The organism is Xanthomonas sp. MUS 060 (assembly GCF_000963215.1).
Lineage (GTDB): Bacteria > Pseudomonadota > Gammaproteobacteria > Xanthomonadales > Xanthomonadaceae > Xanthomonas_A.
In genome coordinates this window covers 32,704-48,702 of record NZ_JZIM01000014.1, presented here as the reverse complement: position 1 = coordinate 48,702, position 15,999 = coordinate 32,704, and the positions used below count along the sequence as shown (strand labels likewise).

Here is a 15,999-nt window from a genome sequence, read left to right as displayed (position 1 = left end):
CCAGGCGCGATGTCTGGCCTGTCCTAGCGTCTCATTGGCCGGCGATGCGATTGTCGCTACCGTCATTGTCGATCACCGCGGTGCCGCTGTCTTGGACGATTTGGTTGTGGTTGCCGTGCAATGCGATCTTGTCGATTACGGTCGCATGCAGTTGATTTTCGTCCCCGAATACTTCCAGTGTGGCGATGTGCTGCATCTGCAGGTTACCGATGCGTCCGAGCAACATCACCCGTTTGGCATCGCCATGCATGGTGACCTGGGCGTTGTCGCCGAGTACACGCAGTGCGTCTGCTTGTTCGATCTGCAAGCTGTCGTTGCGGCCGAACAGGGTCACTTTGTTGCAATGCCCGCGCAGCACCAGATCCGCATCCGGGCCGACGATGTTGAGATCATGGCCGTCGCAGTCGATGTCGCCGTTGAGCGCGCTGACCATATTGATCGTAAGTTGCTCATCGCGTGCATCGTTGTCCATGTCCTTGGTTGTCTGCGCCGAGGAGGTGTTGTTCAGGGAGGCGGTGTCGCCGGCAGTCGATGGCGCCTGCTGCACGCAGCCAGCCAGCGCAAGGAGCGGGAGATGCCACAATGGAGTGCGTTTCATCACTTGGCGCCTGAGTTTGTTTCGGGATGCCGGTGCCTGATCGCCTATTGTCCAGGTGCTATCGGCTGGCTCAAATCGAGCGCGCCAGGGGTTCTGCCAAGCCGATGTAGCTGGCCGGTGTCAGTGCGCGCAGGCGCTGCTTGGCGTCCTCGGGCAGATCCAAGTTCTCCACGAAGGCGCGCATCGAGTCGGCGGTGATGCCCTGACCGCGGGTCAGCGCCTTCAATTGTTCGTAGGGATTGGGCAGGCCGTGGCGGCGCATGAGCGTTTGCACGGCTTCGGCCAGCACTTCCCAGGCGGCATCCAGATCGTCTTGCAGGCGCTGCGGATTCACCGTCAGTTTGCCCAGCCCCTTGGTCAGCGAGTCTAGTGCGACCTGGGTATGACCGAAGGCGGTGCCGAGTGCGCGCAACACGGTGGAGTCGGTCAGGTCGCGCTGCCAACGGCTGATCGGCAGCTTGGCCGAAAAATGTTCGAAAAGCGCGTTGGCGATGCCGAAGTTGCCCTCCGCGTTCTCGAAATCGATCGGGTTGACCTTATGCGGCATGGTCGAGGAGCCGACTTCGCCTTCCTTCAATTTCTGCTTGAAATAGCCCAGCGAAATGTAACCCCAGATGTCGCGGGCCAGGTCGATCAGCACCGTGTTGGCGCGGCGGGTGGCATCGCTCAGTTCGGCGACATTGTCATGCGGCTCGATTTGGGTGGTATAGGGGTTGAACACCAGGCCGAGGCTCTCGACGAAGCGCTGTGCGAAGCCCGGCCAGTGCACGTCCGGGTAGCTGACCGCGTGCGCGTTGTAGTTGCCGACCGCGCCGTTGATCTTGCCAGTCAGTTCCACTGCGGCGATCTGCTTGCGCTGGCGTTCCAGGCGCGCGACGACATTGGCCACTTCCTTGCCCAGGGTGGTGGGCGAGGCGGTCTGGCCGTGGGTACGCGAGAGCATCGGCTGCGCGGCCTGGGCATGGGCCAGTGCGCGCAGCGAGGCGATCACTCTGTCGAGCGTCGGCAGTAGCACGTCGCGTCGGGCCTGCTCCAGCATCACCCCGTAGCTGAGGTTGTTGATGTCCTCGCTGGTGCAGGCGAAATGGACGAATTCCAGCGCCGGGCCGAGCTCGGCGTCGTCCTTGAGCTGCTCCTTGATGAAGTATTCCACCGCCTTGACGTCATGGTTGGTGGTGCGCTCTATCTGCTTGACCCGCGCGGCGTGTTCGACGCTGAAGCGCTCGGCCAGGGCGCGCAGTCGCTGCGCGGCGGCCGGCGAGAACGCGGCCAGTTCGACCACGCCCGGTTCGGCACCCAACGCCAGCAGCCATTCGATTTCCACTTTCACTCTTGCCTTGATCAGACCATATTCGGAGAAGATCGGTCGCAGGGCATCGACCTTGCCGGCATAGCGGCCATCGAGCGGGGACAAGGCGAGCAGGGCGGAATCGGACATGGCTGGGCGTGGGGTGGTGACGGCTGGGCCGCCATTCTACGTTGCTGCGATTGCTGTCGGCGTTGCGGGTCGGCATGGGATTGGTGGCGATGTCGCTGCCCAGCATGTCCTGGGCCAGATGGGTGGGAGCGAAGTGGCCATCAGGCGGGAGGGCGGGTCGCCCTGGCCGCTGCCGCGACGTGCCTCAGAGCGTATTGTGTGGGGGTGTCAGCGGCGTATTGCGTTACCCCTCATCACTGAATCCGGAGATTGCGCATGAGCGAAAAGTATCGCGTCGAACACGACAGCATGGGCGAACTACAGGTCCCCATCGATGCCCTGTGGGGCGCGCAGACCCAGCGTGCGGTGCGGAATTTTCCGATTTCCGGGCGGCCGATGCCGCGCGGTTTCATTCGCGCGCTGGGATTGATCAAGGCCGCCGCCGCTGGCGTCAATGCCGAACTGGAGCTGCTGCCCAAGGCGCTCGCCAAGGCGATCCAGGCCGCCGCACTGGAGGTGGCCGAGGGCCGCCACGACGCGCATTTCCCGATCGATATCTACCAGACCGGCTCGGGGACCTCGTCGAACATGAACGCCAACGAGGTCATTGCCACGCTGGCTTCGCGTGCGCGCAAGTCCGCTGCCAAGGCCACATCGGCGGTGCATCCCAATGACCACGTCAACCTTGGTCAGAGTTCTAACGACGTGGTGCCCACCGCGATTCGCGTGTCGGCGTTGCTGGCCGCGCAGGAGCACTTGTTGCCGGCGCTCAAACACCTGCGCAAGGTCATCGACAAGCGCGCCAGGCAGTTGCAGCACGTGGTCAAGACCGGACGCACGCATCTGATGGATGCGATGCCGCTGACCTTTGCTCAGGAATTCGGCGCCTGGTCGGCGCAATTGGCATCGGCGCAGGAGCGGGTGAGCGATAGCCTCAAGCGGCTGCGCCGGTTGCCGCTGGGCGGCACCGCGATTGGCACTGGCATCAATGCCGATCCGCGCTTCGGCGGTAAGGTTGCCAAAGCGCTGTCGACGCTGACCGGGTGCAAGTTCGAAAGCGCCGACAACAAGTTCGAAGGATTGGCTGCGCAGGACGATGCGGTGGAATTGTCCGGCCAACTCAATGCGCTGGCGGTGGCGCTCATCAAGATCGCCAATGACCTGCGCTGGATGAATGCCGGGCCGCTGGCAGGCCTCGGCGAGATCGAGCTGCCTGCGCTACAGCCGGGCAGTTCGATCATGCCGGGCAAGGTCAACCCGGTGATTCCCGAGGCCACGGTGATGGTGTGCGCGCAGGTCATCGGCCACCATACCGCGATCACCGTCGCCGGGCAGACCGGCAACTTCCAGTTGAACGTGACCTTGCCGCTGATCGCGGCCAATCTGTTGGAATCGATCCACTTGCTGAGCAATGTGTCGCGGCGATTGGCCGACAGCGCCATCGCCGGCCTGCGCGTGCGCGAGGAGCGGGTGCGCGAGGCGCTGGAGCGTAATCCGATCCTGGTCACTGCACTGAATCCGATCATCGGTTACGAGAAGGCGGCGGCAATCGCCAAGCGCGCCTACAAGGAAAACCGTCCGGTGCTGGACGTGGCTGCACAGGACAGTGGCCTGGGCAAGGATGCACTGCGCCGTTTGCTGGATCCGGCAGCACTGACAGAAGGTGGTATTCATGCCGGTGCGAGCGGGAGCGGTTGAGTCGCGTGTGCGTTGACGAACGCGGTTAGCCGGTGTCGCCGGATTCAGTGCCGCTCGGCCTGAAGGTTGTCGAAGCTCTCGCGATACGCTTGCAGCGGCGGAATGTCGCGCAAGAGTGTCTCCTGCAACGCGTGGATTTCCGGTGTGGACGGGAAGCCCACCGAGCGCATGTTCGGATCCGCCGGTGCGCTTTCCAGGGTGCGCTGGCGTTGCATCTGCAATTGCATGAACAACTGCTGCAACTGAGCGCGTTGTGCCTCGGGTAATGGCAGTTGGATATCGTCGACGCGCAAGCTGCCATCGGGGCCGATGCTGGCGTTGGCGGCCGGTGCGCGGCGTAGCATCACGGTCATGCTGTCCACCGCCACGCGCGGCTTGCTGCGCTCGGCGCGCGCGGATGCGGCCTCGCCACCGTGTCCGCCACAGGCGGCCAGCAGCAGAGATAGCGAAAACAGACAAAGCCAGGCGAGCGGTGTTTTCTTCATTGGTCGGCGATGGTGCGGGAAAGTGTCGCCTATCTTAGAGGGTGCTAAGCCAGATGCGTTGTTCTTCAGCGCCGTGCAGAGGGTTTTGCTTTGGCGCCAAGGCAAACCGGTGGGCTGGCATCGTGATGCTGATGGCCAGCCCGGTGCCGATTACTTGTTCGCATCCTTGCAGCGTTGGATGTCGCTTTGCTGCAAATGGGCATACGGACGGAACTGCGGCAGTTTCTCTGCGAGTAGATTTTGCACCGTTTTGAGTGCCCCGATCTGACCACAGATTTGCATGGTTGCCTGTTTCACCTGCTCGGCCTGGGCAGTGATGCTATCGCCGGTGTGGCCGGCATTGCCGCTGAAGACGTTGGATACCGCCTCGCCAGCTGCCTTGACTCCCAGTGCCGCGCCTTGCTTGCCGACCTCCATGCCCTGTTTGCCGAGCGCTTGGATTTGCCCTCGATACGCCATCAGCAGCGCACTCTGCTCGGGGTTAAGCGCGACGTGTTTGCCGTCGATCGACAAGCTGCCGTCGTGGCCGATGATGGCCGGTGGTTGGCCTGGGGCATTGAGCATGATGTCGCCGTCTGAGGTCATCGTGCTTTGCACGTCATTGCGATCTGCGTCTGTGTTGTCGACCGGGGTCGAGGGATGGCAGGCGGACAGCATCAGTAAGCAGGCCAGCACGATGGCGGACATAGGTAGTGAGGAGGAGTGCTGCATTAGTCGTGTTCTCGTATGGTGTGGAGCGTGGTGCATAGGGGCGCTAGATTAACGTGGTTTGGGCAAGTGGACGCTGCCGCTTACTCCGCGCTGGTGGATGTCGCCGCTGCCGGTTCGTTGCACGCTCAGATTGCCGCCGATGTTGTCGACGCTCACATTTCCAGAGCCGATGCTATGGAGCGCGACATTGCCAGTGACATCATTCAACCTTACGTCGCCTGGGCCGACGCTGTCGATCTGCACATTGCCATGTACGCCATGTACGCTCAGCTCGCCCGAGCCGACGTTGCCAATCCTGACGTCGCCGACGACCTGATTGACCGTGCTGTTGCCCGAATTGAGCGTCGGCATGGTCAGGCTGCCGATGCCGTGCAACTCCACGTCCCCCGATCCAACAGTGACGGTGACGGGGCCATTGATGGCGTGCGCATGTAGGTCGCCGGAGCCGACCCTGGCTTCGAGCGATGCAACGCTGCCGATGTCGGCATTGCCGGAACCCAGGCGCAGTTGCACTTGCAGATTCGCGGGAACGCTGCCGGCCATGTTCAGATAGGCATAGCGGTTGCCCTGGTTGATGCCGTGAATCTTGCCTTCATGCTGCAGGTTCACCACCAGCGTGTCGCCATCGCGCCGTTGATGTACGGTGAGTTCCTTCAGCATGTCCGCATCGGAAGCACAGGCGCTGCCGCGCAATTCGGAGATGCCGTTGGCATTACCGGTGAGCTTGATGGCGTTTTGTTGTACGTCCAACAGGACCGACTTGATGCCGTCCAGTTTTAGCTTCAGTTCGCGCGGTTCGGAATACTTGCACTCCTCGGCCATGGCCACGGCGGGCACCAGCAGCGCGCACAGGACGAAGGTCTTGCGCATGGCGGAACTCCTTGTTGATCAAAAAGCACAGACGGGGCAGAGCAGCGCTCAGGCTTCGTCGCGCCAGCGACGCAGATAGATCGCGGCACCGATGAAGGCGACGCCGATCACGGCACCGATCCAGATATCGGGTTGCTGGAAGATGCGCCAAGCGCCACTGAGCTGGATCGTGTTGGCCAGGTCCTGTGCACTGTCGATTTGCGTCGGCGGCGCGCTTTCGCGCAGCACCGGCAGCCAGGTTCCGGGCATCACGCTCAGCAGGCCGCGGTAGATCACCGTGTACCAGATCAGGTTGTTGTTCAAATGCAGCATCGGCAGGATGTTCATCATGCTGGCGGTGACGCAGCTGAGGATCGGGATCAGCACCGCCCACAGGAACGGCTTGGAACGTGCCCAGGCCGAACAGAACATCAGCCAGCCGATTGTCGGCAGCGACCACATCGCGTAGATCGGCAGGTTGGACAGCACGCCGCCGATGATCTGCAGTGGATGCGAATGGGTGAAGACCGCGCCGCTTTGTTGGACGCCGTTGAACGACATGGTCAAGGCGGTGACCAGCCACAGCAGCAGACCAAACAGCAGGCCGATTCCCAGCGCCAGGATCGGTGCCAGCACTAGCGCCCACGCGACCTTGGACAGCACCGTGCTCAGGTCCGACACCGGCAGCGATTTCCAGAACAGCACGCTACGGTCGCGGCGGTCATCGTACAGCGTGCCCAATGCGTAGAAGAACACCACGAAAGCCATCACGATACAGGCTAGTAGCACGCCTGCCAGCATGGTGCCGTCGCCGATCTTGCCGATGATTTCGTTGGCATTTTCCGCAGCATCTCTCCAATGGATGTCGTTGCTGCCGCGATCATGGCCTGCCACGCTGCCGACCATTGCCAGCAGCGCGTACAGCGCGGCGATGATGCCGCCGGTGATGACCGGCGCCCATAGAAAGCCGCCGCGATGTTCCCAAAATTCGCGCTTGAGTAGCCACTTGAACGTGGACATGGACGTGATGGTCTTGACTGGAGCATTCATGCGTAGGTGCCTTTCATGATGGCGACGAACAGATCGGCCAGGCCGGGGGTGCGGGTTTCGCCGAGTGCGACGAGGTCTGTTTGCGCCACGCCGTCGTACAGGAAAACCGATTTGCCGAACGGCAGGCTGCGCTCGTCGATGGGGTGCAATGCACGTGCCTGCTCGCTGCGTTCGGCCGGAACCAGCAGTTCGGTGTAGCGCGTGGCGATGTGTTCCATCTCGGCGCTGAGTACGATGCGACCGTCGCGGATGAACAGCACGTCGGTGAGGATGTGTTCGACTTCTTCCACCTGATGGGTGGTGATGATGATGGTCTTTTCCGCGTCGAAGTAGTCTTCCAGCAGGCGCTGGTAGAACTCTTTGCGATACAAGACGTCCAGCCCCAAGGTTGGTTCATCCAGCACCAGCAAGCGCGCGTCGATGGACATCACCAGCGCCAGGTGCAATTGCACGATCATGCCCTTGGACATTTCGCGCACGCGCAGTTTGGGCGAGAGTTTGGTGTTGGCGAGGAAACGCTCGCATTTGCCACGGTCGAAGCGTGGATGCACGCCGGCGACGAAGTCGATCGCCTCGCGCACCCGCATCCAGCGTGGCAGCACCGCGACGTCGGCGATGAAGCACACCTGGTTCATCAGCGCGTCGCGCTGCTTGCGTGGATCCAGGCCGAGCACGCGCAGTTCGCCTTCCACTGAGCACAGGCCGAGCATTGCCTTCAATGCGGTGGTCTTGCCGGCGCCGTTGGGGCCGATCAGGCCAATGATGCGTCCGGGTTGGATGACGAAGGAGGTCTGTGCCAGTGCTGGCGCGTTGTTGTAGGTCTTGCGTAATCCTTGTGCGAAGACGACGGGTTCGGATGCGGCGACAGCGGCGTTCATGGTGTTCTTCCCTCTGACAAAAGGTCTTCTAACGTCAGGCCAAGACGCTGGATGCGTTCCAGTATCAAGGGCCAATCTTCGGTGAGAAAGCGTTCGCGTTCGCTGCCGCGCAGCTTCTGTGCCGCTGCCTCGGTCATGAACATGCCCAGCCCGCGGCGCTTTTCGACCAGGGCATCGTCGGCCAATTCCTGGTAGGCGCGCGAGACGGTGATCGGGTTGAGCTTGTACTCGGCGGCGACCTGGCGCACCGAGGGCAGCGCGTCACCGGGTTTGATGAGGCCGTCGAGCATCATCGCGATGACCTTGTCTTTTAGCTGCCGGTAGATTGGAGCGCCGTCGCTCCAGTGGATATCGCTCATGCTTAGCTCCGTGAGTGCAGTGCGCGTGCGAAGGAGAAATAAGGCATCGACAGCGAGGTACGTAGCTGTCTGCTCGTCGGTGTGGTGACGGCCGGGGCCTCGTCGGCGTTGTCGGTACGAAGGGGGCTGCCGCCATCAGCTGGCAGCCGTCCCAGGCTGTGCAGGGTGCCGATCCCGCCAGCCAGGAGCACAGCGCCGACGATCAGTGTGGCCGGGAAGTGGTGCCGGAGACGTTCGTTGCGCATCGCTTCTGTACTGTTTGTGTGGTGTTGTATTAAACTATAGCACTATGGCGCGACATGTCAACCCACCTCATCTCAACCTTCGGTATGGTCGCAGCTGTCTTCCATCTCCTCATACTCTGATGGTGTTCTGATGAAAGCTCCCAAGCGATTGTTTTTCATGGTGATTATGGCTGCTGCCGGTGTCGTCGGTAGCGCCTGGGCGGCCTCTTTGCTGGATGTGGATTACCGTCCGCTGGCCGGCAAGGACACGATTAATCTGAACAAAACCTATGGCGGCAAGGTGTTGTTGGTGGTCAATACTGCGAGCAAATGCGGCTATACCCCGCAATACGAAGGCCTGGAGAAGTTGCAGCAGCGCTACGCGGCACAGGGCTTCAGCGTGCTGGGTTTCCCGTCCAACGACTTCATGGGGCAGGAGCCGGGATCGGAAAAGCAGATTCAGGAGTTCTGCACGCTGACGTATGGGGTCAAGTTTCCGATGTTCGAGAAAGTGCATGTGGTCGGTGCCGAGGCCACGCCGTTGTACCGGCAATTGACCCAAGCCACCGGCGTTGCGCCAGGCTGGAACTTCCACAAATATTTGATCGCCCGCGATGGGCACGTGGTGGCGCAGTTCCCGAGTAAGGTCAAGCCGGACGATCCGGCATTACGCAGCGCCATCGAGCGCGAACTGAAAGCGCAATCGGGTTCACATTGAATGCGAAGCAACATCTCTGCCGCGCGTGCGACAATGCGGCTCTTGCGCCATCCTGGCGCGTGCAATTCACTTCTAGGAAAGTAAGCGAATGAAGATGGCAATACGCGGCGCCGCGGCGTCACTGATGATGGGGATGGTGGTGTTGATGGGGAATGCGTTCGCGGAAGGGCCGGCGGTCAACAAGGCAGCGGCACTGACCAGTGAGAAACAAAAAGTCAGTTATGCGATCGGCATGGATGTCGCGCGTTCGTTCGAGCCGATTGCCCAGGATATCGACCTGAATGCGTTGCAGCGTGCGATCGAGAATGCGTTCAAGGGCGGCAAGCCGTTGCTGTCGGACGAGCAGACCAAGGCGACCGACACGGCGCTGCGCACCCAGTTGGCCGCGCGTAGCGGTCAGCCATTGCCTGGCGTGGCGCCGGGTAGTAAGCCGCCGCAGGTGTCCAAGGAGAATGTCGGGCTGATGCTGGGCGACCGTGCGGTCGGCCCGTCGCTGGCGCGCATCCAGAGCGATATCGACCTGCCGACGCTGATGGGGGCGGTGCGCACTGTCTTTGCCAAGGGCGAGACGGTCATGACCCAGGAGCAGTCGGCAGCCATTCTGCAGGCCTTCGGCACCTCCAAGCAGGCCGCGATGGCCACGGAGAATCGCGAGAAGGGCAATGCTTTCCTGGCGCATAACAAGACCCAGAAAGGCGTGATCACCACGCCGTCGGGGCTGCAGTACATGGTGTTGCGTCAGGGCAGCGGCGAGCGGCCGATGCCGACCAGCAAAGTGCGGGTGAACTACGAAGGCAAGCTGCTGGATGGCACCGTCTTCGATAGTTCCTACAAGAACGGCCAGCCGGCCGAGTTCATGCTGAACCAGGTGGTTCCGGGCTGGAGCGAGGGCGTTGCGCTGATGCCGGTCGGCTCCAAGTACCGCTTCTGGATTCCTTCCAACCTTGGCTATGGCCCCAAGGGGACGCCGGGTGGTCCGATCGGTCCGGATGCAACGTTGACTTTCGACGTGGAACTGCTGAGCATCCTTAAGTAAGCGAAAGGACATTGCGTGCGTGTCGCGATATTCGGAACCGGCTATGTCGGCCTCGTCACCGGAACCTGTCTGGCCGAGGTCGGCCACCATGTGGTCTGTGTCGACATCGACCAAGCCAAGGTAGATGCGCTCAACGCGGGCTTGGTTCCGATCTATGAGCCTGGCCTCTCGCCGATGGTCAGGGCCAATCACGCCGCACGCAGACTGTCGTTCACCACCGATGCGGCAAGCGCCATCGCGCATGGGGACATCGTGTTCATCGCCGTCGGCACGCCGCCGGACGAGGATGGAAGTGCCGATCTGCAGTACGTGCTGGCGGTGGCGCGTACCATCGGCCAGCACATCCAGGTGCCGACCATCGTGGTCAATAAATCCACGGTCCCGGTCGGCACCGCCGACACGGTGCGCGAGGCTATTGCTGCGGAGTTGCAGGCGCGTGGCGTGGCGGTCGAGTTCGATGTGGTGTCCAACCCGGAGTTCCTCAAGGAAGGCGACGCGCTCGCCGACTGCATGCGCCCGGACCGCATCGTGATCGGTAGCAGCAAGTCGACCTCGGCGAGCCGCTTGCGCCGTCTCTATGCGCCGTTCAACCGCAACCACGACCGTATCGTGGAGATGGACGTGCGCTCGGCAGAACTGACGAAGTACGCGGCCAATGCGATGCTGGCGACCAAGATCAGTTTCATGAACGAGATCGCCAACATTGCCGAGCGGGTCGGTGCCGACGTGGAGCGAGTGCGCCAGGGCATCGGTTCGGATCCGCGCATCGGCTGGCACTTCATCTATCCGGGTGCCGGCTATGGTGGCTCGTGTTTTCCCAAGGACGTGCAGGCGCTGGCGCGCACCGCGCAGCAGCATGGCCACACGGCAAAATTGCTGGAGGCGGTGGAGGCGGTCAACGAGGCCCAGAAGGGCCACTTGTACGCATTGATCCAGCGCCATTACGGTACCGCGCAGGGCGTGGCCGGTAAGACCTTTGCGGTGTGGGGACTGGCGTTCAAGCCCAATACCGACGATATGCGCGCCGCCTCCAGTCGTCGATTGCTGGCGCAGTTGTGGCAGGCTGGTGCCAGTGTGCGCGCCTACGATCCTGAGGCGACCGAGGAGGCCAAGCGTATCTTCGGCGAACGTGCCGATCTGACCTTCTGCCGCGATGCTTTCCAGGCCCTGGAAGGTGCCGATGCGTTGGTGGTGGTCACCGAATGGAAGCAGTTTCGTAGTCCCGATTTCATGCGGATGAAGGAAATGATCGCCGACGCAGTGGTGTTCGACGGCCGTAATCTCTACGATCCGCAGGAAATGGAGGGTTTCGGCTTGGCTTATTACGGTATCGGCCGTGGACGTTCGATCCATGCAGCATGATGTCTTTACCCAGGAGAGGCTGTTGGAAAACCGTCTGATCGAATTGGAGACGCGCCTTTCCTTCCAGGAACAGGCGTTATTCGAATTGAGCGATGCGTTGGCCGAGGCGCGTGCCGAAAGCCAGCGTAACGCGGCGTTGCTGCGTCATTTGCTTGAAGATTTGGGCAAAGTGCGCAGCACGCTATATGCCGATTCCTCCGATGAACCGCCGCCGCCGCATTACTGATCCCCCCGAATCGATCCGATCCCGTCCCGATGAGCGATACCCTCCGCGACCAATTGCTTGGCCTGGGTTTTAAGCCCGCGCCCAAACCCGAACGCCAGGCTCCGTCTGCCGCAACGCCGTCGTCACGTGGGCGGTCGGGGCAGCGACCGGTGCCTGCCGGAGGGCGCGGCGAACGTGCGTCCGGTGCGGCACCCGCCACCGGCAAGCCCGGCAGTAAGCCGGGGCGGCCGCATGCTGGCGGCAAGGTACACGCGCTCAGCCAGCCATCGCGTCGTCGCGAGGACATCGATCTGGCCAAGGCCTATGCGATTCGCGCCCAGCGTGAGAAGGACGAGCGCATCGAGGCGGAGCGGCGCAAGCAGGAAGAAGCGCGGCTGCGTCGCGAGGCCCGGGCCAGGCTCGACGAGCTGCTCAAGGGTCAGGCCCTGAATCAGGCCGAGGCCGAGATCGCCCGGCATTTCCCTTATGGCGGCAAGATCAAGCGCATCTACGTCACCGCCGATCAGCTCAAGTCGCTCAACGCCGGTGAATTGGGTGTGTTGCAGCAGAATGGCCGCTATCTGTTGGTGACCGCGGCACTGCTGGACCAAGCGGAGGCGATCTTCCCGGCGGCGGTGGCGCTGCGTGTGGACCCGAACGCAGCGGCCGAGGAAGACCCTTATGCCGATCCGAAGTATCAGATCCCCGACGATCTGGTCTGGTGACCTCGGCGTTTGCTGGTATGAGATGCGCGGTCGTAGAACGCTGCCGCACGCGGTCGGCAGCCGGTGACATGGACGAAGCCCTGCATGCGCACATCGCTCAGTTCGGTGTTCGTGCCGCACTTGCAAGTCGCGCCTGCTCAGGTCCCGGATATGGCGTATGCCGCGATAGCCGCATGACCTGAGCAGAACGCTGCTGTCATGACATCGCTGATCAATGCTTGCCGACGGCTTTCTCGAAGCGTGCGTTGACCTGATTCCAGTTCACCACCGACCACCATGATTTGATGTAGTCGGTGCGTTTGTTCTGGTATTGCAGGTAGTAAGCGTGTTCCCACACATCCAGTGCCAGCAGCGGCGTACCGTGCTCGGCGGCGACGTCCATCAGTGGGTTGTCCTGATTGGCCGTGGTGGTGATGGCGAGCGAGCCATCGGGTTTGAGGATCAGCCATGCCCAGCCAGAGCCGAATACTTTCCCCGCCGCTTCGGAGAATTTGGTCTGGAAGGCGGCTTCCGAGCCGAATGTCTGCACCAACTTGGCTTTGAGTGCGGGCGAGGGACTGCCGCCTTTGCCGACCGGTGCCATCAGCGTCCAGAAGAGGCTGTGGTTGTAGTGACCGCCGGCGTTGTTGCGGACTGTCGTGTCGTAACGCGAGATGTGAGCCTGGATGTCCTCGAGCGAGGTCGTCGCCAGGTCCGGATAGTCTTTCACCTTTTCATTGAGATGGTCCACGTAAGCCTTGTGATGGCGGTCGTGGTGGATTTCCATCGTTCGCGCATCGATGGCTGGCTCCAAGGCTGCGTTCGCATACGGTAGTGGTGGAAGCGAGAACGGTGCCTTGCCGGTATCTGCGGCGAATCCAAGGTTGGTGGTGGCCAACAGCGCGGTCATGCATAGGGTTTTCAGGGTGAAGTGTTTCATCTTCTGTCTCTTCTCCATTGGCTGGGCGCGGACTGCCGTGGTGCCCAAGGTCTGTCGCTGTCATGCGTATCGTTGCGATATTCTGCGTGAGCCAGTTCTGTGCCGGTAGACGATTCGACACGCCGACGAGCAATAGCAAAAGCACGGTGGACGACCATCAAAATGACGATCACGCGAAAACGCCGATCAGGCGTGCATCGTGGATGCCGGATTACGGCTGTAGAGCGGTGTTATTTGTCCGCGGATTCGTGAAGGCGATGCCTGGCGATGCACTGCGGTGTCGCAGTGCTCAATGCAGCCAGATGTCCGCCAGCAGCTTCACGTTCAACGCCACAATCAGTCCGGCGATGGCCCAGGACAACCAGCCCAGCCAGCGCCGTACCACCAATGGGCCCATCTTGCGTTTGTCGGTGACGAAGCGCACCAGCGGAATGACCGCGAACGGCAGTTGCATCGACAGTAATACCTGACTGAGCACCAGCAACTTGGCGGTGCCCTGTTCGCCATACAACCAGGTGACCACGATCACCGGGATGATCGCCAGGCCACGGGTCAGCAGGCGCCGTGCCCAGGCCGGCAGGCGCAGATGTAGGAAGCCTTCCATGACGATCTGTCCGGCCAGCGTGGCCGTCACGGTGGAGTTGATGCCCGACGCCAGCAGTGCCACTGCAAACAGCGTGGAGGCCAGGCCGACGCCGAGCATCGGCGCCAGCAGTTGATGTGCTTGTTCGATTTCTTCGACGTCGGTGCGGCCATGCGCATGGAACACGGCGGCGGCCAGGATCAGGATCGCGGCGTTGACGAACAAGGCCAGGCTCAGCGCGATGGTGCTGTCGGTCAGCGCCCAGCGCAGCGCGGAACGGCGACCCTGATCGCTGCGCTCGTAAGCGCGGGTCTGCACGATCGACGAGTGCAGGTACAGGTTGTGCGGCATCACCGTCGCGCCGATGATGCCGATGGCCAGATACAGGGCGGCGGGGTCGGTGACCACTTGCGCGTGTGGGACGAAGCCGGCCAGCACTTCGCGCAACGGCGGCGCGGCCAGCGCGATCTGCGCCAGGAAACAAACGAAGATCACCCCCAGCAAGGCGATCACGAATGCCTCCAGGGCGCGGAAGCCACGACGCATCAAATGCAGCACCAGCAGCGCGTCGATGGCGGTGATGATCGCACCAACAGTGAGCGGGATGCCGAACAGCAGCTTCAGCGCGATCGCGGTGCCGATCACTTCAGCCAGGTCGCAGGCGACGATGGCCGCCTCGCAAGCCAGCCACAGCAGGATGTTCACCGGCCTGGAGTAGTGCGCGCGACAAGCCTGTGCCAGGTCGTGGCCGGTGGCGATGCCAAGCCGCGCGGCCAATCCTTGCAGCACGATCGCCATCAGGTTGGAGAGCAGGATCACCGAGAGCAGCAGGTAACCGAAGTGCGAGCCGCCCGCGATGTCGGTCGCCCAGTTGCCGGGGTCCATGTAGCCGACGGAGACCATGTAGCCCGGTCCCAGGAAGGCCAGGAAACGCCGCCATCCGCGTCCGTTCCCAGGTACGGCGACGCTGGCATGCAGGTGGCCCAGCGTGGGACGCGCATCGCCGCTTGTCGCGGGCAATGGGCTGGCGGAGGTGGGCAGGGAGAGGGGGTCGGCCATGGCAACGGGCGCAGCGACGGAGTATGCGTCATTATATAGCGGGTGCTATATGCTTTAGCATTGGTAAATCAAATCGCTGCGATAGCCGCGATTTCGGCCAGAATAGACAGGTGGCCGGCATGCGCCGGCACCGGACAAGGGCGTTGCGATGCAGAAAAGCGGGAAGTCGATGGTGCCGGTGGCGGCGCTGCTCGATGCCGAAGTGCAGGTCGAAAGCTTCCGTCAGGTGCGGCAGGCGCACCGCCTGGAGCTGATCGAAGACTATGTGGAACTGATTTCCGATCTGCTCGCCGATGGCGGCGAAGCGCGGCAGGTGGATATCGCCGCGCGCCTGGGCGTGGCCCAGCCGACGGTGGCCAAGATGCTCAAGCGCCTGGTCAAAGGTGGTTGGGTGGTGCAACGGCCCTACCGTGGGGTGTTCCTGACCGCCGAGGGCGAAGCGCTGGCCGCAGCCAGCCGGCAGCGGCATCAAACGGTGGAACAGTTTCTGCTCGCGCTGGGCATCGATGCGGATACGGCGCGCCGTGATGCAGAAGGCATCGAACATCACGTCAGCGAGGCGACGCTGGCGGTGTTCGCCGAGTTCGTGCGCAGCCACGGCGCGTTGCGATGAGCGACGGCGAGCAGGCGCGCGACGAACGCTGGATGCGCCATGCACTGGCGCTGGCCGAGCGCGCCGAGCGCGAATTCGATGAGATCCCGGTCGGTGCGGTGTTGGTGTCGGCCGAGGATGCGGTGCTGGGCGAGGGGTGGAATCTCAACATTGCCGAGCACGATCCCAGTGCGCATGCGGAGATCGTGGCGTTGCGACAGGCGGGCCGCCGGCTGGGCAACCATCGTTTGCCTGGCAGCACGCTCTACGTGACCCTGGAGCCGTGCGCCATGTGTGCGATGGCGCTCGTGCACGCACGCGTGGCGGAACTGGTTTACGCCGCCGCCGACCCGAAGACTGGCGCCTGCGGCAGCGTGTTCGATCTGCTGGGCGATCCACGCCACAACCACCGTGTACAGGTCCGCAGTGGCGTGCTGGCGGCGGCGGCCAGCGTGCGGCTGACCAACTACTTCCGCGCTAAACGCGGCAAGCCGCTCGTCGGCGGCTGAGCCTGCGCGCCCCTGCCGGTGT

19 protein-coding genes are annotated in these 15,999 nt (G+C 62.5%); 8 read left to right on the top strand and 11 right to left on the bottom strand.

Annotated features, from left to right (window positions below):
- Positions 1–31: 31 nt before the first annotated feature.
- Positions 32–598 carry a DUF3060 domain-containing protein gene (locus XANALMUS060_RS12630; RefSeq protein ID WP_052688162.1) on the bottom strand — a complete coding sequence of 189 codons (567 nt, stop codon included), beginning with the start codon at positions 596–598 and terminating at the stop codon, positions 32–34.
- Positions 599–668: 70 nt separating this feature from the next.
- The gene (gene purB / locus XANALMUS060_RS12625) at positions 669–2,036 is read right to left on the bottom strand and encodes an adenylosuccinate lyase (RefSeq protein ID WP_045738727.1); all 1,368 of its coding nucleotides are present in this window, start codon (positions 2,034–2,036) and stop codon (positions 669–671) included.
- 255 nt (positions 2,037–2,291) lie between these two features.
- On the opposite strand from purB, the gene XANALMUS060_RS12620 reads away from it, so the two are divergent.
- Positions 2,292–3,713, top strand: coding sequence for a class II fumarate hydratase (locus XANALMUS060_RS12620; RefSeq protein ID WP_045738726.1), 1,422 nt, complete (start codon positions 2,292–2,294; stop codon positions 3,711–3,713).
- A 44-nt stretch (positions 3,714–3,757) separates the two neighbouring features.
- Here the strand turns inward: XANALMUS060_RS12620 and XANALMUS060_RS12615 are convergent, their stop codons facing one another.
- The 7 genes from XANALMUS060_RS12615 to XANALMUS060_RS12585 all read right to left on the bottom strand — a co-directional run bounded on the left by XANALMUS060_RS12615 (position 3,758) and on the right by XANALMUS060_RS12585 (position 8,290).
- Positions 3,758–4,198, bottom strand: coding sequence for a hypothetical protein (locus XANALMUS060_RS12615; protein ID WP_045738725.1), 441 nt, complete (start codon positions 4,196–4,198; stop codon positions 3,758–3,760).
- Positions 4,199–4,348: 150 nt separating this feature from the next.
- The gene (locus XANALMUS060_RS12610; RefSeq protein ID WP_045738724.1) at positions 4,349–4,909 is read right to left on the bottom strand and encodes a DUF2884 family protein; all 561 of its coding nucleotides are present in this window, start codon (positions 4,907–4,909) and stop codon (positions 4,349–4,351) included.
- Positions 4,910–4,957: 48 nt separating this feature from the next.
- Positions 4,958–5,779: a DUF4097 family beta strand repeat-containing protein gene (locus tag XANALMUS060_RS12605; protein ID WP_045738723.1), complete on the bottom strand. Its 822-nt coding sequence runs from the start codon at positions 5,777–5,779 to the stop codon at positions 4,958–4,960.
- Between the two features lie 48 nt (positions 5,780–5,827).
- A complete protein-coding gene (locus XANALMUS060_RS12600) occupies positions 5,828–6,778 on the bottom strand; it encodes an ABC transporter permease (protein ID WP_235430479.1) in 951 nt (316 codons plus the stop codon).
- Between the two features lie 26 nt (positions 6,779–6,804).
- Positions 6,805–7,686, bottom strand: coding sequence for an ABC transporter ATP-binding protein (locus XANALMUS060_RS12595; protein WP_045738721.1), 882 nt, complete (start codon positions 7,684–7,686; stop codon positions 6,805–6,807).
- Positions 7,683–8,045, bottom strand: a complete 363-nt coding sequence (locus XANALMUS060_RS12590; RefSeq protein ID WP_045738720.1) for a GntR family transcriptional regulator — start codon at positions 8,043–8,045, stop codon at positions 7,683–7,685. The genes XANALMUS060_RS12595 and XANALMUS060_RS12590 overlap by 4 nt, the downstream gene beginning before the upstream one ends.
- Before the next feature lie 2 nt (positions 8,046–8,047).
- Positions 8,048–8,290 (bottom strand): hypothetical protein, encoded by a 243-nt coding sequence (locus XANALMUS060_RS12585; protein ID WP_045738719.1) that lies wholly within the window; start codon positions 8,288–8,290, stop codon positions 8,048–8,050.
- Positions 8,291–8,447: 157 nt separating this feature from the next.
- On the opposite strand from XANALMUS060_RS12585, the gene XANALMUS060_RS12580 reads away from it, so the two are divergent.
- The 5 genes from XANALMUS060_RS12580 to XANALMUS060_RS12560 all read left to right on the top strand — a co-directional run bounded on the left by XANALMUS060_RS12580 (position 8,448) and on the right by XANALMUS060_RS12560 (position 12,315).
- Positions 8,448–8,987, top strand: coding sequence for a glutathione peroxidase (locus XANALMUS060_RS12580; RefSeq protein WP_045738758.1), 540 nt, complete (start codon positions 8,448–8,450; stop codon positions 8,985–8,987).
- A gap of 88 nt (positions 8,988–9,075) precedes the next feature.
- Positions 9,076–10,023: an FKBP-type peptidyl-prolyl cis-trans isomerase gene (locus XANALMUS060_RS12575; protein ID WP_045727594.1), complete on the top strand. Its 948-nt coding sequence runs from the start codon at positions 9,076–9,078 to the stop codon at positions 10,021–10,023.
- A gap of 15 nt (positions 10,024–10,038) precedes the next feature.
- Complete coding sequence (locus XANALMUS060_RS12570) at positions 10,039–11,385, top strand: UDP-glucose/GDP-mannose dehydrogenase family protein (RefSeq protein WP_045738718.1); 1,347 nt, start codon at positions 10,039–10,041, stop codon at positions 11,383–11,385.
- Positions 11,375–11,611: a SlyX family protein gene (locus XANALMUS060_RS12565; RefSeq protein WP_045738717.1), complete on the top strand. Its 237-nt coding sequence runs from the start codon at positions 11,375–11,377 to the stop codon at positions 11,609–11,611. The genes XANALMUS060_RS12570 and XANALMUS060_RS12565 overlap by 11 nt, the downstream gene beginning before the upstream one ends.
- Positions 11,612–11,640: 29 nt before the next feature.
- On the top strand, positions 11,641–12,315 hold the full coding sequence (locus XANALMUS060_RS12560) for a DUF2058 family protein (protein WP_045738716.1): 675 nt from the start codon (positions 11,641–11,643) through the stop codon (positions 12,313–12,315).
- A 211-nt stretch (positions 12,316–12,526) separates the two neighbouring features.
- Here XANALMUS060_RS12560 and XANALMUS060_RS12555 read toward each other — a convergent pair whose 3' ends face one another.
- The gene (locus XANALMUS060_RS12555) at positions 12,527–13,234 is read right to left on the bottom strand and encodes a superoxide dismutase (RefSeq protein WP_045738715.1); all 708 of its coding nucleotides are present in this window, start codon (positions 13,232–13,234) and stop codon (positions 12,527–12,529) included.
- 289 nt (positions 13,235–13,523) lie between these two features.
- Positions 13,524–14,876, bottom strand: a complete 1,353-nt coding sequence (locus tag XANALMUS060_RS12550) for an Nramp family divalent metal transporter (RefSeq protein ID WP_045738714.1) — start codon at positions 14,874–14,876, stop codon at positions 13,524–13,526.
- 148 nt (positions 14,877–15,024) lie between these two features.
- Between XANALMUS060_RS12550 and mntR the strand changes: the two genes are divergently transcribed.
- Both mntR and tadA read left to right on the top strand, forming a co-directional pair.
- The gene (gene mntR / locus XANALMUS060_RS12545; protein WP_045727588.1) at positions 15,025–15,489 is read left to right on the top strand and encodes a manganese-binding transcriptional regulator MntR; all 465 of its coding nucleotides are present in this window, start codon (positions 15,025–15,027) and stop codon (positions 15,487–15,489) included.
- A complete protein-coding gene (gene tadA, locus XANALMUS060_RS12540; protein ID WP_045738713.1) occupies positions 15,486–15,977 on the top strand; it encodes a tRNA adenosine(34) deaminase TadA in 492 nt (163 codons plus the stop codon). The genes mntR and tadA overlap by 4 nt, the downstream gene beginning before the upstream one ends.
- Positions 15,978–15,999: the final 22 nt, after the last annotated feature.

Bases quoted from the DNA above. Each gene is read 5' to 3' on its own strand.
- XANALMUS060_RS12560 (WP_045738716.1), top strand. From the start codon at position 11,641: ATGAGCGATACCCTCCGCGACCAATTGCTTGGCCTGGGTTTTAAGCCC.
- XANALMUS060_RS12620 (WP_045738726.1), top strand. From the start codon at position 2,292: ATGAGCGAAAAGTATCGCGTCGAACACGACAGCATGGGCGAACTACAG.
- XANALMUS060_RS12575 (WP_045727594.1), top strand. From the start codon at position 9,076: ATGAAGATGGCAATACGCGGCGCCGCGGCGTCACTGATGATGGGGATG.
- XANALMUS060_RS12610 (WP_045738724.1), bottom strand. From the start codon at position 4,909: ATGCAGCACTCCTCCTCACTACCTATGTCCGCCATCGTGCTGGCCTGC.
- tadA (WP_045738713.1), top strand. From the start codon at position 15,486: ATGAGCGACGGCGAGCAGGCGCGCGACGAACGCTGGATGCGCCATGCA.
- XANALMUS060_RS12605 (WP_045738723.1), bottom strand. From the start codon at position 5,779: ATGCGCAAGACCTTCGTCCTGTGCGCGCTGCTGGTGCCCGCCGTGGCC.
- XANALMUS060_RS12595 (WP_045738721.1), bottom strand. From the start codon at position 7,686: ATGAACGCCGCTGTCGCCGCATCCGAACCCGTCGTCTTCGCACAAGGA.
- XANALMUS060_RS12585 (WP_045738719.1), bottom strand. From the start codon at position 8,290: ATGCGCAACGAACGTCTCCGGCACCACTTCCCGGCCACACTGATCGTC.
- XANALMUS060_RS12550 (WP_045738714.1), bottom strand. From the start codon at position 14,876: ATGGCCGACCCCCTCTCCCTGCCCACCTCCGCCAGCCCATTGCCCGCG.
- purB (WP_045738727.1), bottom strand. From the start codon at position 2,036: ATGTCCGATTCCGCCCTGCTCGCCTTGTCCCCGCTCGATGGCCGCTAT.
- XANALMUS060_RS12600 (WP_235430479.1), bottom strand. From the start codon at position 6,778: ATGTCCACGTTCAAGTGGCTACTCAAGCGCGAATTTTGGGAACATCGC.
- XANALMUS060_RS12615 (WP_045738725.1), bottom strand. From the start codon at position 4,198: ATGAAGAAAACACCGCTCGCCTGGCTTTGTCTGTTTTCGCTATCTCTG.
- XANALMUS060_RS12580 (WP_045738758.1), top strand. From the start codon at position 8,448: ATGGTGATTATGGCTGCTGCCGGTGTCGTCGGTAGCGCCTGGGCGGCC.
- XANALMUS060_RS12590 (WP_045738720.1), bottom strand. From the start codon at position 8,045: ATGAGCGATATCCACTGGAGCGACGGCGCTCCAATCTACCGGCAGCTA.
- mntR (WP_045727588.1), top strand. From the start codon at position 15,025: ATGCAGAAAAGCGGGAAGTCGATGGTGCCGGTGGCGGCGCTGCTCGAT.
- XANALMUS060_RS12630 (WP_052688162.1), bottom strand. From the start codon at position 598: ATGAAACGCACTCCATTGTGGCATCTCCCGCTCCTTGCGCTGGCTGGC.
- XANALMUS060_RS12555 (WP_045738715.1), bottom strand. From the start codon at position 13,234: ATGAAACACTTCACCCTGAAAACCCTATGCATGACCGCGCTGTTGGCC.
- XANALMUS060_RS12565 (WP_045738717.1), top strand. From the start codon at position 11,375: ATGCAGCATGATGTCTTTACCCAGGAGAGGCTGTTGGAAAACCGTCTG.